Annotated in this window: 12 protein-coding genes; 4 read left to right on the top strand and 8 right to left on the bottom strand. The window is 32.4% G+C overall.

Annotated features, from left to right (window positions below; all coding sequences use genetic code 11):
• Window positions 1–40: 40 nt before the first annotated feature.
• Both der and HM985_RS12820 read left to right on the top strand, forming a co-directional pair.
• A complete protein-coding gene (der, locus tag HM985_RS12825; protein WP_179376643.1) occupies window positions 41–1345 on the top strand; it encodes a ribosome biogenesis GTPase Der in 1305 nt (434 codons plus the stop codon).
• Window positions 1346–1635: 290 nt separating this feature from the next.
• Window positions 1636–4416, top strand: coding sequence for an outer membrane beta-barrel protein (locus HM985_RS12820; protein WP_179376642.1), 2781 nt, complete (start codon window positions 1636–1638; stop codon window positions 4414–4416).
• Between the two features lie 98 nt (window positions 4417–4514).
• Here HM985_RS12820 and HM985_RS12815 read toward each other — a convergent pair whose 3' ends face one another.
• The 5 genes from HM985_RS12815 to HM985_RS12795 are packed head-to-tail and all read right to left on the bottom strand — an operon-like array spanning window position 4515 to window position 7697.
• Window positions 4515–5336: a TPM domain-containing protein gene (locus HM985_RS12815; protein WP_179376641.1), complete on the bottom strand. Its 822-nt coding sequence runs from the start codon at window positions 5334–5336 to the stop codon at window positions 4515–4517.
• Window positions 5336–5773: a TPM domain-containing protein gene (locus HM985_RS12810; RefSeq protein WP_179376640.1), complete on the bottom strand. Its 438-nt coding sequence runs from the start codon at window positions 5771–5773 to the stop codon at window positions 5336–5338. The genes HM985_RS12815 and HM985_RS12810 overlap by 1 nt, the downstream gene beginning before the upstream one ends.
• Window positions 5774–5785: 12 nt before the next feature.
• Window positions 5786–6382, bottom strand: coding sequence for a LemA family protein (locus HM985_RS12805; protein ID WP_179376639.1), 597 nt, complete (start codon window positions 6380–6382; stop codon window positions 5786–5788).
• A gap of 12 nt (window positions 6383–6394) precedes the next feature.
• Window positions 6395–6724 (bottom strand): MerR family transcriptional regulator, encoded by a 330-nt coding sequence (locus HM985_RS12800; protein WP_179376638.1) that lies wholly within the window; start codon window positions 6722–6724, stop codon window positions 6395–6397.
• Window position 6725: 1 nt separating this feature from the next.
• Window positions 6726–7697: a M23 family metallopeptidase gene (locus HM985_RS12795; RefSeq protein WP_179376637.1), complete on the bottom strand. Its 972-nt coding sequence runs from the start codon at window positions 7695–7697 to the stop codon at window positions 6726–6728.
• 131 nt (window positions 7698–7828) lie between these two features.
• Between HM985_RS12795 and alaS the strand changes: the two genes are divergently transcribed.
• Both alaS and HM985_RS12785 read left to right on the top strand, forming a co-directional pair.
• Window positions 7829–10465, top strand: a complete 2637-nt coding sequence (alaS, locus tag HM985_RS12790; RefSeq protein ID WP_179376636.1) for an alanine--tRNA ligase — start codon at window positions 7829–7831, stop codon at window positions 10463–10465.
• A gap of 201 nt (window positions 10466–10666) precedes the next feature.
• The gene (locus HM985_RS12785) at window positions 10667–11620 is read left to right on the top strand and encodes a GSCFA domain-containing protein (RefSeq protein ID WP_179376635.1); all 954 of its coding nucleotides are present in this window, start codon (window positions 10667–10669) and stop codon (window positions 11618–11620) included.
• Between the two features lie 30 nt (window positions 11621–11650).
• On the opposite strand, the gene HM985_RS12780 is transcribed toward HM985_RS12785, so the two are convergent.
• The 3 genes from HM985_RS12780 to HM985_RS12770 all read right to left on the bottom strand — a co-directional run bounded on the left by HM985_RS12780 (window position 11651) and on the right by HM985_RS12770 (window position 15300).
• Window positions 11651–13759, bottom strand: a complete 2109-nt coding sequence (locus tag HM985_RS12780) for a glycoside hydrolase family 9 protein (RefSeq protein WP_179376634.1) — start codon at window positions 13757–13759, stop codon at window positions 11651–11653.
• A gap of 43 nt (window positions 13760–13802) precedes the next feature.
• Window positions 13803–14264, bottom strand: a complete 462-nt coding sequence (coaD, locus tag HM985_RS12775; protein ID WP_179376633.1) for a pantetheine-phosphate adenylyltransferase — start codon at window positions 14262–14264, stop codon at window positions 13803–13805.
• 61 nt (window positions 14265–14325) lie between these two features.
• Window positions 14326–15300: a D-alanine--D-alanine ligase gene (locus HM985_RS12770; RefSeq protein ID WP_179376632.1), complete on the bottom strand. Its 975-nt coding sequence runs from the start codon at window positions 15298–15300 to the stop codon at window positions 14326–14328.
• Between the last annotated feature and the right edge of the window lie 94 nt (window positions 15301–15394).

Below are 15394 nucleotides of genomic sequence, written 5' to 3'. Positions count from 1 at the left end.
GACAAGGATATAGTATCTTTGTAGACTTAAATAAAAATCAATGAGCAATATAGTAGCTGTGGTAGGTCGTCCTAATGTAGGGAAGTCGACATTTTTTAACCGTCTTATTAAAAGACGTGAAGCTATAGTTGATGCTGTTAGTGGTGTCACAAGAGATCGTCATTACGGCAAGTCGGATTGGAACGGGAAAGAATTTTCTTTAATTGATACTGGTGGCTATGTCGTTGGTAGTGATGATGTTTTCGAAGCAGAAATAGATAAACAAGTAGAGTTAGCTATTGAAGAAGCTGACGCTATTATTTTTATGGTGGATGTAGAATCTGGCGTAACTGGTATGGATGAAGATGTAGCTAAACTACTTAGAAGAGTAGATAAGCCTGTTTTTTTAGTAGTAAATAAAGTTGATAATAATAAACGTGCTGAAGACGCTGTTGAATTCTATTCTCTAGGTTTAGGTGAATATTTTACCATTGCAAGTATCAATGGAAGTGGAACAGGAGATTTATTAGATGCTGTTGTTAAAGCTTTACCAGAAAAAGAAGAAGTTGAAGAAGATGAATTGCCTCGTTTTGCTGTAGTAGGTAGACCAAATGCAGGAAAATCTTCTTTTATAAATGCATTAATAGGTGAAGAGCGCTATATCGTAACAGATATTGCGGGGACAACTAGAGATTCTATCGATACAAAATATAATCGTTTTGGATTTGAATTTAATTTGGTAGATACGGCAGGTATTCGTCGTAAATCTAAAGTAAAGGAAGATTTAGAGTTCTATTCTGTAATGCGTAGTGTTAGAGCAATCGAGCATTGTGATGTTTGTTTAGTGGTTTTAGATGCAACTCGTGGCTTTGATGGTCAAGTTCAAAATATCTTCTGGTTAGCAGAACGTAACAGAAAAGGAATTGTAATTCTTGTTAATAAATGGGATTTAATAGAAAAGGATACAAAAACAGCTAAAGCTTTTGAACAGCATATAAGACAAGAAATGGCTCCATTTACAGATGTGCCAATAGTATTTATATCTGTATTAAATAAACAACGTATTTTTAAAGCTATTGAAACAGCTGTAGAGGTTTATCAAAACCGAACAAAACGTATTAAAACTAGTGTGTTAAATGAAACTCTATTACCTATAATAGAGAACCAGCCACCACCAGCATATAAAGGGAAATTTGTAAAAATTAAATACATTATGCAGTTGCCAACACCGCAACCACAATTTGCATTTTTCTGTAACTTACCTCAATATGTAAAAGAACCTTATAAACGTTTTCTTGAAAATAAGTTACGTGATGAGTTCGATTTTAATGGTGTGCCAGTAAGTGTTTACATGAGAAAAAAATAAAGTTTCTTATAGACCATAATATTATAAATTCCTCCTGAAATATTTTTCAGGGGGAATTTTTCATTTAAAGAATATTAGTTTTATTATATCTTCGAAATGATATGTTAAAGAATCGTCTTATGGTAAATTTTCATTATGAGCTGTTTAGGGCTTGGTTTTATGATAATTTTAAGAACTTTAATACCATTTATAGTTTTCTTACGTTGTAATATTGAAAATTATCAATCAATCAATCAATCAATCAATCAATCAATCAATCAATCAATCAATCAATCAATCGATCAAGCAACATGAAGAAACTAACCTTAGTATTAGCATTCTTATTTGTATTACAAGCATTCTCTCAAGAAAAATCATTCCAACTAATAGGGACATTAAAAGCTGAAGACACACAATTACCCTTAGAATCTGCTACAGTTTACTTAGAACGTGTAAAAGATAGCTCTGTGGTAACTTATACTATTACAGATAAAAAAGGGAAGTTTAAAATTGAAAATTCAACTTACGACCAAGCATTAAATTTTTATGTATCGTATGTAGGTTATGGTACTTATTTTAAAAAAATAGAAATAAATAAGGAGAAGATAGATTTAGGAATAATCTTAATGTCTCTAGACAATCAACTTGGTGAAGTTCTGGTGAAATCTACAGCTCCAATAACGATTAAAAAAGATACCTTAGAATTTAATGTAAAATCTTTTAAAACAAAAAAAGATGCAAATGTTGAAGATTTATTAAAACAATTACCGGGTGTTGAGGTTGACGAAGAAGGTAACATCACTGTGAATGGAAAATCTGTAAATAAAATTTTAGTAAATGGTAAACCCTTTTTTGGTGATGATCCAACAATTACAACCAAGAACTTGACTAAAGATATTATTGAAAAAATTCAAATTGTAGATACAAAAACCAAATCTGAAGCTTTTACAGGAGAAGAAGGAGATAAAGAAAACAAAACAATTAACTTAACGATTAAAGAAGAAAATAATAAAGGAGTTTTTGGACGTGTGTCTGCGGGTGCTGGAACAGATGATCGTTATGAATTTGCAGGGATGGTAAATTTGTTTGATAATGATAGAAGAGTAAGTGTACTTGCAGGTGGTAATAATACTAATTCACCAGGCTTTAGTTTTGGTGAAATATCAAAAATGTTTGGAAACAGTGGAGGTATTTCTTTTAGTGAGAATGGTTCTTTTTCTATTGGAGGTCGCTCATTCGGAGGAGGAGAAGGTATAACAACGTCTCAAAACGCAGGTATAAATTATGCTGATGTTATTGGTGAAAATTCAGATGTCTCGGCAGATTATTTTTATTCATCAAGTAACTCTGAAAACGAATCGGCATTGCAACGCGAAACTATTTTATCGGATTCTCGATTTTTTACCAATTCAAATTCAAAATCAGATAATGATACGGATAGCCATTCTGTTAATTTAGAATTTGAAATAGAAACAGATTCTACATTTCAAATTACAATAGAACCTTCTGTTGGTTATTCAGAATCAAAAACAAGATTCTCTAGTTATGAAGAGACTTTAGATGAAAATTTGGTTTTAACCAATCAGTCTGATGTAAACTCTATTGTAGAAAATTTGGCTAATACATTTTCAAATCAAATAGCGGCAACAAAGCGCTTTGGTAGTAAAGGTGGATTTGTAAAATTAGAGTTAGAGACAAGTGTTAACCAACAAAAAAGTGATGATTTTTTAAACTCAGAGACTGAAGTTTTTGGTTCTAACCCAGAAACGATTAGTCGAGATCAATATACGAATGGGGAAAACGAAGGTTACGGGGTTATTACTGAATTGTCATATAGACTGCCTATACTTGCTAAAAAGTTTTTTCTCAATTTTGAATATGAGTATTCACGTGATAAGGATAATAATAGAGAAAGCACCTTCGATTATAATAATAGTACGCTAGATTATTCAGATTTTAATACAGATCTAAGTACAGATTTTAAATATACAGATATGCAGAGTATCCCAACATTTGGACTAACCTATTCTGGAGAAAAATTATACACAAGTTTTAATGTTGGTTATAACATGCGTACACTTAAAAATGAAGATCTATTAAGACCTCAGTTTAATGTAGAAAGGGAGTTTGAGAATATTGAGCTCGATTATTCTCTAAATTATACTTTTAGTCCAAAAGCTTCACTTTACGTTGGTTATTGGTTAGAGAATACTCCGCCAGGCTTAAGGCAATTACAAGCTTATACAGATGTGTCTAATCCGTTGCAGACGGTAACAGGTAATCCTAATTTAGAACCAAGCAGTAGGCATAGTATTTATGCTGGTTATAATGGTTTTGATTGGCAGAAACGAACTGGTTTTTATGCTAATGCAAACGCAAGCTTTTCAAATAATCAAGTTGTGTCTAAGACCATCGTGGATACAGAAACATTGAAACGAACTACAACCTATGAAAACGTAGATGGAAATTATAACTATAGTTTTTCAGGGAATTATACAAAGGATTTTAAACTTGATACTTTAAGAACTTTAAAGTTGAAATTTAGAGCGCGTTATAGTGATTCTAAAAACATTAATTTTAATAATAATGTTAAGTATGCTAGTCATGTAAGGAGTATTGCTCCACGAATAGGAATTGATTTTATTTGGAATAAAGTATTAGATTTTAAACCGTATTATCAGTTAAGCTTTACAAACACTGCTTATGATATAGCTGCTTTTGAAGATAGAGAGTTTACGAGTCATAACGCTGGATTAAGAACAACTACTTTTTTGCCAAAAGATCTAGAATGGCAAAACGATATTAATTTTAATTACAATCCTAATGTAGCAGATGATTTTCAAAAAAGTGCTTGGTTTTGGAATTCAACATTAGCATATAGCTTTCTTAATGATAAGGCTGTTATAACATTAAAAGTATATGATTTATTAAATCAGAATACTAATGCAAGGCGTTTAGCAACTCAAGATTATATTGAAGACAGTCAAAGTATTGTATTAAAGCGTTATTTTATGCTAAGCTTAAGTTACAAATTTAATAGTTTAGGGAGTAAGGGAGAGTCAAGAGACGGAGATATTATCTTTTTTGATTAATCAGAAAAAGTACTCATAATTTTGATTTGCTATAATCTTTCAGAAAAGAATAGCAAATCAAAGTTTTAGTAATTGAGATATGTTATGTATAATAGCTTTTACCAACTTCCGCCAGCACCTCCACCAGAGAAACCGCCCCCGCCGCCGAAGCCACCACCTCCAAAGCTTCCGCCTCCACCAAAACTACCTCCGCCAAAACCACCAGATGATCCACGAGAATAACTGCCGCGTCCCATGTTGCTTAAAATAATAGCTTCGAGAAGCCCTCTTCCTTGAGACCTTTTTCCACCGTTTCCACCATTTCCTCCCCCACTGGTTTTAGAAATGGCAATAACAAATATGATGAAAATAATAGCTAAGAAAAAAATGACTTGTATTGGCATGCCATCATTAGAAGTATTGGTTCTATTGTTTGTATATGCACCACTTAGCACATCTATAATGGCATCAGTGCCTTTATCTAGACCGGTATAATAGTCTCCATTTTTAAACTCGGGTATAATAACATTACGGGTAAGTTCGCCAACAATACCTGCTGTGAGCCTATCTTCGACACCATAACCAGGTGAGATCCATATGTTACGATCATTTCTCGCTAATAAAATAAATACCCCGTTATCCTCTTCTGCTTGTCCAATGCCCCATTTTTGTCCCCATTTTGGTGTTAATAAACCTATATTCTCACCTTTAGTTGTAGGGATTATTACAACAATAACCTCTGTGGATGTGCTATCGCTGTAATGACGAAGTTTTTCTGAAAGCGCATTAAATTCGTGTTGTTGTAAAACATGCGTACTGTCAATAACTGGCGGAATAAATTCTGGTTTTTCAGGAATATTGTATTGCGCGTTAGCAGTAAAGCATAAGCTAGTTAATAGGCTTAAGAAGAATGTGAATACGGTATATTTTAAGTTTTGCATTAGCCTTTAGAAATCGTGTTTTCAAGTTCGTTAGTATCCCCATGTAACCAAGGGAAGTATTTTGCTAATTCATTTCCAGCTTTTTCTATACCAGTAATTAATCCGTTAGCAAAATCTCCTTTTTTAAAATGAGAAGAGATCACGTCTCGTGTTGTATTCCAAAACTCATTATCTACAACATTATTAATGCCGACATCTCCATAAATCATAAAAGACTTATTTTCTATAGCGACATAAATAAGGACACCATTTTGTTGTTTAGTATTGTCCATTTTGAGATAATGGAATACTTCCATGGTATGCTCAAGAATATCTTTTGTACAATTTTTTTCTATATGAACTCGGATTTCACCTGAAGTCTTGTTTTCGGCAAGGCGTATAGCTTCAACGATTTTTTCTTCATCTTTTGCGGTAAGAAAATCTTCTAGTTTAGACATTTGTAATTTTATTTAAAAGTCGAACTCAACATCTACTGGTTTTTCAGCACCTACTTCAGCATCAAAATATGGTTTTTCATCAAAATCTAAAAATCCAGCTAAAATGCTATTAGGAAATGTGTTAACGTGAATGTTGTAAGGTTTGATTTTTTCGTTGTAGCGTGTTCTAGCAGTTTGAATTGTATTTTCTGTACTTGTTAACTCATCTTGTAATTTCAAGAAGTTTTGATTTGTTTTTAAGTCAGGATATTTCTCTACTGTAACTAATAATCTAGATAAAGCACTGCTTAACCCTCCTTGTGCTTGGTTAAATTGTTTTAATTGCTCTGGTGTAATATTAGAAGGGTCTATTGTTGTTTTTGTAGCTTCAGATCTAGCTTTAATTACAGCTTCTAAAGTTCCTCTTTCAAAGTCGGCAGCACCTTGTACTGTTTTTACTAAATTTCCGATAAGGTCATTTCTACGTTGGTAAGAGGTTTGTACATTTCCCCAAGATTCTTTTACATTTTCATTAAGAGTTACAGCGGTATTGTTGAAACCTTTACCCCAAGAGTACAGAGCAAATACTAAGAGTCCGATTATAATTATAGGAACTAACCATTTTTTCATGATAATTTAGTTTTAAAGTTGTGTTTTTATTTTGTTAAGTTGTGCTTTTATACTTTCGAGCTTTTCTATGATTTCAAATTTTTCTAAAGCTTGTTTTCTTTCTTCTTTTAGATGTGTTTTAGCTCCATCTAAAGTAAATCCCCGTTCTTTAACTAAATGAAAAATAAACTTAAGATTTTTTATGTCTTCAGGAGTGAATTTTCTGTTGCCTTTAGCGTTTTTTTTAGGTTTTAAAACATCAAATTCTTTTTCCCAAAATCTAATGAGCGAAGGATTTACTTTAAAAGCTTTAGCAACTTCGCCAATGCCATAATAAAGTTTCTCTGGTAAGTCTATATACATCTTAATCTAGAGATTGGTTTTCTAAAGAAGCTTTCTTCAGTAAGATGTCGTATTCTTCAGCCGATAAATTACCGTAATAGAAATTAATAGGATTTATACGTTCACCATCCTTAAAAACTTCATAATGTAAATGTGGTGCTTCTGAGCGGCCTGTACTCCCTACAAATCCTATTAAATCACCACGTTTTACGCGTTGGTTTACTTTTACGTTATACTTATACATGTGCGCATATAAAGAAATGTAACCATAACCGTGGTCAATACGAATATGATTACCATAACCTGTAGATCTATTATCAGCACGTTTTATAACACCATCACCAGAAGCATAAATTGGAGTGCCACGAGGTGCTGTAAAATCCATACCGTAATGAAATTTACGCACTTTAGTAAATGGATCTGTTCTATAACCATAACCTGAGGCCATCCGTGTAAGGTTTATATTATTTATTGGTTGAATAGCTGGGATAGCTTCTAGAAATTTTTCTTTATGATCTGCTAGCTTCGCAATTTCGTCTAAAGATTTAGATTGTACAACGATTGCTTTTTCTAAAATATCCATTCGTTTATTACTTTCAGCAATGAGTTGTGAATTATCAAAACCTTCATATTTCTTATAACGATTAATTCCTCCAAACCCAGCACGTCTTTGTTCTGTTGGTATTGGGTTGGCTTCAAAATACAATCTGTAAATGGCGTTGTCTCTTTCTTCAACATTCTCTAACGCAGCAATAGCGTCATCCATACGTTTGTTTATCAATTCGTATTGCAATTCCATATTTTGCAATTCTCTTGACATTTGTCGTTCTTTTGGCGATTCAATATATTGACTAGAGATAAAAATAAAAAGAAATCCAAAAAGTGCTGCAGCTGTTAAGAATACGCTTACGTACTTAATAGTTGTCGCTTTTTTTCGCTTTATTCTGCGATAAGAAAGCGTTTCAGAATCATAATAATATTTTACTTTAGCCATGTTTGAATTTATACTATTTTTGCATCTAATAAAGGCAGTAAATAAGCTTTTTAATTAGCCTAACGTCCAAAGATAAAAAAATAGTTTTGCATTTTTGACAATTAATTAAAAACAAGATCTAATTTCAATATATGAAGTCTCAAGATATACGTTCTAAATTTTTAAGTTTCTTTGAAGAAAAGCAACACCTTGTTGTTCCTTCTGCACCAATGGTTTTAAAAGATGATCCAACGTTAATGTTTGTTAATGCTGGGATGGCGCCTTTTAAAGAGTACTTTTTAGGAAATGCAGAACCTAAGAAAAATAGAATGACAGATTCTCAGAAATGCTTACGTGTTTCGGGTAAACATAACGATTTAGAAGAGGTTGGTTACGATACCTATCACCATACTTTATTTGAAATGTTAGGGAATTGGAGTTTTGGTGATTACTTTAAAAAAGAAGCAATTGCTTGGGCTTGGGAGTTACTTACTGAGGTTTACGGAATAGACAAAGATATTTTATACGTTACTGTTTTTGAAGGAAGCGATGATGCTGATAACTTAGAAATGGATACGGAAGCTTATGACCTTTGGAAACAATTTATTTCTGAAGATCGTATTTTAAAAGGAAACAAGAAAGATAACTTCTGGGAAATGGGAGACCAAGGACCATGCGGACCTTGTAGTGAAATCCATGTCGATATCCGTTCTGCTGAAGAAAAAGCAAAAGTAGATGGGAAATCTTTGGTGAATATGGATCATCCGCAAGTTGTGGAAATCTGGAATTTGGTATTTATGCAATACAACAGAAGAGCCAATGGTTCTTTAGAAGCATTGCCAAATAAACATATTGATACGGGAATGGGGTTTGAGCGCTTATGTATGGTGTTACAAAATGTACAATCTAATTACGATACCGATGTTTTTACGCCGATTATTCGTGAAATAGAAACCATTACAGATAAAAAATATGTAGGGAAATCGAGCAATTTACCTAAAGAACAAGAAGAAATAAATATAGCGGTTCGTGTTATTTCAGATCACGTAAGAGCCGTAGCATTTTCTATAGCAGATGGTCAATTGCCAAGTAATACAGGAGCCGGTTATGTGATTCGTAGAATATTGCGACGAGCTATACGATACGGTTTTACATTTTTGGATAAAAAAGAGCCTTTCATTTACCGTTTAGTAGACGTGTTGAGTAAAAAAATGGGAGATGCATTCCCTGAGTTAAAAGCACAACAAACTTTAATTGAAAATGTAATTAAAGAAGAAGAAGCTTCTTTTCTTAGAACTTTAGATCAAGGATTAGTTTTATTAAATAGAGTTGTAGAAGAAACCAAAGGCGATACTGTTTCTGGTGAAAAAGCATTTGAATTATATGATACTTATGGTTTTCCTATAGATTTAACGGCTTTAATTCTTTCTGAAAAGCATTTAAAACTCGATGAAAAAGGATTTAAGGAACAATTAGAAAAACAGAAAAAAAGATCGCGTTCTGCAAGTGAAACTTCTACGGAAGATTGGACGGTTTTAGCAGAAGATGATGTTGAAGAATTTATTGGTTATGATGCATTAGAAGCTAATGTGAAAATTACGAGATACCGAAAAGTGACTTCTAAAAAGGATGGTGAAATGTACCAATTGGTATTTAATTTAACACCATTTTATCCTGAAGGTGGTGGTCAAGTAGGAGAGCAAGGAGCGTTGCAAGATGCACATGGCGATGTGGTTTATATTTTAGATACTAAAAAGGAAAATAACGTTATTATCCATTTAACTAAAAATTTACCAAAACATATTAATGAAAGTTTTAAAGCAGTAGTTAATGCAGAGCACAGAGCATTGTCTTCTAGTAATCACTCAGCTACACACTTATTGCATCAAGCATTAAGAGCTGTTTTAGGAGAGCATGTTGAACAAAAGGGATCCTTAGTAAAACCCAAATCATTACGCTTTGATTTTTCTCATTTTTCAAAAGTAACTTCAGAGCAATTACAAGAAATAGAAGATTTTGTAAATGCTAGAATAGAAGGAAAGCTTCCTTTAGAAGAACAGCGGAATGTTCCTATGGCAAAAGCTATTGAAGAAGGTGCAATGGCATTATTTGGTGAGAAATATGGAGATACCGTAAGGACGATTCGTTTTGGAAAGTCTATGGAATTATGTGGAGGAATTCATGTAAAGAATACTGCAGATATCTGGCACTTTAAAATAGTTTCTGAAGGAGCTGTTGCAGCAGGAATTAGACGAATTGAAGCGATAACAAATAAATCTGTTAGAGATTATTATACCGATAATAACTCTGCTTTTCTTCAAATGAAAGCCTTGCTAAATAATGTAAAGGAGCCTGTAAAAGCTTTAGTAAGCCTTCAAGATGAAAATACTGAATTAAAGAAACAAATTGAAGGATTCTTAAAAGATAAAGCAAAGAATATTAAAGGGGAGCTTAAAAATGAATTAACCGAAATTAATGGTGTTCAGTTTTTAGCTAAGAAATTAGATTTAGATGCTGCCGGAGTTAAAGATGTTTGTTTTGAATTAGGAAGTCAGTTTGATAACTTATTTTTATTATTTGGAGCTGAGAATGATGGGAAAGCAATTCTGTCGTGTTACATTTCTAAAGAATTGGTAGCGAGTAAAAACTTAAATGCGGGTACTATTGTAAGAGAATTAGGAAAACACATCCAAGGTGGAGGTGGAGGACAACCTTTCTTTGCAACTGCAGGTGGTAAGAATCCTCAGGGGATTGAAGCTGCTTTAGAGGCTGCTAAGGGGTATTTGTAAAATAGAAATTACTCAGAGATACACAGAGAAAAGCAAAGAGATTTACAGAGGGATATATTGTTTAGTATAGAATGGGAGATGATATTTTTATCACAACTCTCTCTGAAACTAAGTGAGACTCTGCGAATCTCTGTGTAAAAGTAATAAGAATAGTAGATAATAGGATAAACCTTTATGTCTCTGCGACTTTTTTGAGAATACATGAAACTAATAACACAAATACCATTACAACCACAGCAATACAATCAAATAGATTATAACTCTAGATTGCTGTTGTTTGGTTCGTGTTTTTCTGAGAATATTGGAGACAAGTTTGCGTATCATAAATTTCAAACAGTAGTTAATCCGTTTGGGATATTATTTCATCCTTTAGCAATTGAGAATCTTATCACCAGAGCAATTAATAAGGATTATTACACAGAAGAAGATTTGCAGTTTTATAACGAGCAATGGTTTTGTTTAGATGCACATTCAAAATTAAATCAAACCTCAAAAGAAGAATTATTAACACTTTTAAATTCTCAAATAGATAAGACTTATAATGATTTACTTAGTGCAACTCATATTATTATTACATTAGGAACAAGTTGGGTTTATAGGGATATAGAATCTGATAATGTTGTTGCGAATTGCCATAAATTACCGCAAAAGAAATTTTTAAAAGAATTACTTTCTGTTGAGCAGATTTCAGAATCTTTAGAAGGGATTATCAGCTTAGTTAAAAACGTTAATCCCGAAGTTTCATTTTTATTTACAGTATCACCAGTGAGACATACAAAGGATGGTTTTGTAGAAAATACATTGAGTAAATCTCATTTAATCACCGCGATTCATCAAGTTGTAGAACCGAGACAACATTTGTATTATTTTCCGTCGTATGAAATTATGATGGATGAATTACGAGACTATAGGTTTTATAATGCCGACATGATTCACCCAAGTGAGGTCGCTATAGATTACATCTGGGAGAAATTTAAAACGGTTTGGTTGTCAGATGATACTTTAAAAACCTTGAAAATTGTAACTTCTCTACAGGCTAAAAAAGCACATCGACCATTTAACCCGAAGTCTGAAGCTCATCAAGTTTTTTTAAAGAAACTTCAAGTTGATATTGAAAATTTACAACATGAATATCCTTTTTTTAATTTTGAGTAAGATTCAAAATAGAGGCTTAAGAAAGTGCTTTTAATTTTTAATAAATTTCAAATTAGTAAGCTGTCCATTTACTTCTACAGAAACAATATACAATCCATCAGCCAGATTTGAAACATCAATAAGTTTTCTAGTGTCAAAATTTGATAATTCTAATACTTTTTGTCCATTCAAATTAATAATATTTACGTTTGCATAATTAAGATTTGGTGTTTCAATTTTAAAAGTATTTTTAGATGGATTTGGTACCAATTTAAGCGTCTTTTCTAATATTGTAAAGTCATCATTGTTTAAGGTGTCGTCTTCTTCCATGCGAGATACAGCTGCTAATAATCGGATATAAGCCGATTGGTAGTATATGGCTGGTTCACTAAATTCCCATGAGTTGTCAGGATAACCTGTATTAAAATCTAAGTAACTTTTTTGAAGAGGTTGGTTATAAGGTGGGATTAAATTAGGATTAGCAGTATAATCCCCATTAGCACCTCCAACTAAAAAGCCTGGAGCGGGTCCATAGTCTGTAATGTCTTCATTATCCCATTGAGACCCATCATAAAACCAAGTGTGGTAGATTTCTTTAATACTATTTTCTGCACCATAACTATTCATGTTACTTAGGTAAACAAGATCTAATGGATTAACACCATGAAAATAGTGAAGCATTTCTTTTGCTTTAAGATTATAGCTTGAAGTGCTAGAGGTGTTAATATTATATTTTTTAAAAATTAAATTAAGATTTCCTGTATTAGCTTTTGCTTGGTTACTTCCCCAATGGTAGATCCAATCATTAGTAAATCCTCTATATAAATCTAACGTGTTAAATTGAAAATACTCGCTATAATTATTAGAAGCAGCCGTTTGAGCAGAATTAATAATAGTGGTTTTTAAAGCCGTATTTACCGTATTTAAAGTCGTGTAATGTAATAAGGCATCAATATTTGAAATATTATAATTATTCCATGCACCATCGGCAATAACAGCTGAGTCATCAATATTGTCAATTAAATATTGATCGTATGTGTTATTGCCCGTTAAAGCATAGAGATATATAGCTGCTGTAATAGCCATTTCACGTTGTTCTTCAATAGTTTTATCTGCATCACCAGCTACAATGGCACCATCATCACAGTTTTCTTGAAGTGTGTCCGTGTTTAAATAGGGTAAAGCCCAGTTCCAACATAAAATTGCTTGATCTTCTAGAGTTTGTGCATAAGTTGTTAAACTAGTAAATTGACTTAAGACTTTAGAAGCATGTGCGAGTACAGAGGACGTTGAAATGGCTGCAGAAGTACAGGTAGGGCCGTAATATCGGGTGTTTGTATTGATGCTTGGTGGCGTGCTAGTGTTTTCGTTATAATTTCTGCTCCCCATTTTTATATGTACAGAGCCATCTGTGTTTATCATTTTTAGTAACCAGTCGAGTTCCCATTTTATTTCATCTATAAGATCTGGAATTCCGTTATCCGATTCAGGAATATTAAAATCATCACCAAAAATTTGAGGATTCTCTGTAAAGGCCCATAATAAATTATGTACTGTAGATTCTGTGAAGGTTACGTATTTATTATAATCGCCTGCATCAAACCAGCCACCGCTCATATCTTTTGTCGTTGTTGTATTATCTTGGTCATAAATATCGCGAGCAGCTGTATCTTGAGTAAAAGAAATAGCATCTACATAAGGCGCTAAAACATAAGGTTCAGCTTTTTCAATACCCGCTCTGTTATAATAAAACATTTTAGAGGTTGTTTTAATAATATTATCATAAACAGTATCATTAACCTCAAATATTGCTGAAGATTCGTTAGTAGAAGTATCAAAAATATAATAGCTGCCATTGGTTATTACAGATGAAAAATCGAACCACCAACCGATATCGCCAGATTGCGAATGTATATTTCCATTATTCCATTGTTGAATCGTACCTGAAAAAACAATATTATCTGTTAGTGCATTTCGAACTTCAAGTGTGCTATTTGGTGTGTAATTTAAATCACTATTAAAACCAATCTCCGGATTACTAATAACAGCAACTTTAGTCGCATTTGTTCTGTAACCAAATTGATCAATATGGATGAAATCACTGTGTTGAGCAAAACAAAATAAAGGAAAAATAAAATAGAGTATGCTTAACTTTTTCATCGTTTATTTGTTTGAAGGTTAAATATATAAAACTCTAAATTATTTAGCTTTTAGAAACTCTAACACTTTCTGGTACTAAAACCGTATAATCTCCATTATTTCTAAGTACATCACGTACAATGGAAGAGGATATAAAAGAGGTTTTAGATGAAGTTAATAAGAAAACAGTTTCTATTTTAGAGAGTTTTCTATTGGTATGAGCAATGGCTTTTTCAAACTCGAAATCAGCCGGATTTCGTAGACCTCTTAATATAAATTCTGCATTAATCTCTCTACAGAAATCAATAGTTAATCCTTTGTAAGTAACTACTTTTACTTTTGGTTCATCTATAAATGCTTCTTCAATAAATCGTTTTCGTTCGTCTAATGAAAACATATAATTCTTGTCTGAATTAATACCGATGGCAACAATAACTTCATCAAAAAGTTTAATACCACGTTTTATAATGTCGTAATGTCCGTTTGTAAGCGGGTCAAAAGATCCTGGGAATATGGCTCGTTTCATCGGTGATAATGTTTTGTGGTTTACGTTAAATAAATAGACGTTATAGATTCAAAGATAATTATTATTTCAGAGCTTCTTTAATTGCACTATCAAATAAATCTTGCATACTTATTCCGGCTTGTGCAGCTTGTTGAGGTAAAATGCTTTCATTGATAAGACCAGGAACTGTATTTACTTCTAATAAATAAGGTTCATCATTTTTAAAGATAAATTCACTTCTAGAAAAACCTTTCATGTTTAAGGTTTCATAAATTCTTTTGGCTTCAATATTCACTTTACTTGCATAATCATCAGAAATACGAGCAGGTGTTATTTCTTGAGATTTACCTAAATACTTTGCTTCGTAATCGAAGAAATCATTTTCTGAAACAATTTCGGTGATTGGTAAAACGAGAGTTTCTCCTTTATAGGTAATTACACCAACAGAGACTTCTACACCATCTAAAAACTGTTCTATTATAATTTCATTATCTTCTTTAAATGAGTTGTCAATGGCAGTTTGTAGCTCTTCTTTTTTATATACTTTAGAAATTCCGAAGCTGCTACCAGCTTTGTTTGCTTTTACAAAACAGGGTAAACCTACTTTTGCGACAATAGCATCTTCATCTACAATATCACCAAAATTTAAGTAATAACTTTCAGCCGTTTTAATACCAAAAGGTTTTAAAGTAGCTAATAAATCTCGTTTGTTAAAAGTTAAAGCCGCTTGGTACATAGAACAGCTCGTTTGTGGCATATTTAGTAATTTAAAATAAGCTTGCATATAGCCATCTTCACCTGGAGAACCATGAATGGCATTAAAAACACAATCAAATTTTATTTTGGTTTTGTTTATTAGAATCGAAAAATCATTTTTATCTACAGGAAATTCTTCATCTAAATCATTAACAAAAACCCATTTGTTTTTAAAAATATGAATGCGGTAAGCATTGTATTTATCTTTGTCTAAAGTGTTAAAAACCACGTTACCACTCTTGAGGGAAATCTTGTATTCGCTAGAATAACCGCCCATTATTATTGCAATATTTTTCTTCATATTTGAGTTTAAAAAAGCCTGAGTGTAAATGTATAATATATTTTTTATAAACTAATTCAGTTGTTCGCACGTATTTTATATACTTGTCGTTATT

The organism is Winogradskyella wichelsiae (assembly GCF_013403925.1).
In the GTDB taxonomy this organism is placed as follows: domain Bacteria; phylum Bacteroidota; class Bacteroidia; order Flavobacteriales; family Flavobacteriaceae; genus Winogradskyella; species Winogradskyella wichelsiae.
This window is presented reverse-complemented; position numbering and strand designations above follow the sequence as displayed.